The sequence below is a fragment of the Parasediminibacterium schistidii genome, assembly GCF_046546515.1.
Taxonomy (GTDB): Bacteria; Bacteroidota; Bacteroidia; order Chitinophagales; family Chitinophagaceae; genus Parasediminibacterium.
The window spans coordinates 1-1,068 of the sequence record NZ_JBKHKJ010000086.1 but is presented as its reverse complement, the minus strand read 5'-3'; the positions used below and the strand labels follow the sequence as shown (position 1 = coordinate 1,068).

The following is a 1,068-nucleotide window of genomic DNA, read 5'->3' as shown; positions in this document are numbered from 1 at the left end:
CTCGTTGCCTGCAATTTGTATAAAACCGTAAAGTGCTGCACCTTACAAAGTACAATGACAAAGCATTTTAAATTTACAGCGACAGTTCTATTAATCCTTGCCACAGCAGGACAGTCAATCTACGGACAGGTCAAGGCAATTACATATAGTAATAATTTGAATGCTTATTACAGCGAGACAAGACCAAAGGATACACTTTTGGGTTTTAGATTTTTTGAACCTAAAATAAATGAGATTACCTTAAATCCTGACACAACATTTCAATTTTGGAGCAGACCGAATGTGAGTTGCTTTACTTGGCACAGCTATAAAGGAACTTGGAAAAAGAATAATGACACTTTGTTTTTTTATGACAACTATCAAGTTGAAGAGAACAATACAAAAGCAACTTACAAAAGAGGCTCAAAACAGGAGTTTGCAATAACCTTTAAAACAGACAAAGGCTCTGTTTTAAAAAATAAAAGTATAAAAATTGAATATGAATATGACTATGATGCTCATATAGAGAGTCCTGAAAAGATATTCGCTTTGGATGTAAATAATTCAGTAGTTATTTCATACAAAGACATTCCAAACTTTGACAAACTTGCTTCAATCAGAATAGAGTATCTTTTAAACTACACAGAGAAAAGGTATAATTATTTGACAGAGAACAAAACCTTTAACGTTAGGCAGAGAGACATTCCTAATATAATAAATGTTGAATTTGTTGAAAGACCACAAAAGCACATTGTATACAGGACAATCCGAGCAATTGTAAAAAATGACACGCTTAGAATTAATTCAATTTCTAAGACACAAACAATATTGCCCGACTATTACAGTGACATTGAATTTGAGGACAGTTACAGCCTAAACAAATAAACTGCAGGCAACATCCATATTTGCGATATGGCTGGCTTGACGGAACTCACTCGGCATTTAGTTCTTTTTTTAGCTTTTGTTCCGGCTGACCGTACAATATTGGGCAGTAGGCTATATATTTGAACTTTAGGTGCAGGTATTTGGCTTTTGTTATCGGCTGACCCAGCGCTATTTTCAGCCACATCAGCAAATACCGACTCGTTA

1 protein-coding gene is annotated in these 1,068 nt (G+C 34.7%); it reads left to right on the top strand.

Annotated features, from left to right (window positions below):
• Window positions 1–864 (top strand): hypothetical protein (locus ACHFIY_RS19260; protein ID WP_410847760.1); only part of this gene is annotated, 864 nt, incomplete at its 5' end.
• Window positions 865–1,068 lie beyond the last annotated feature (204 nt).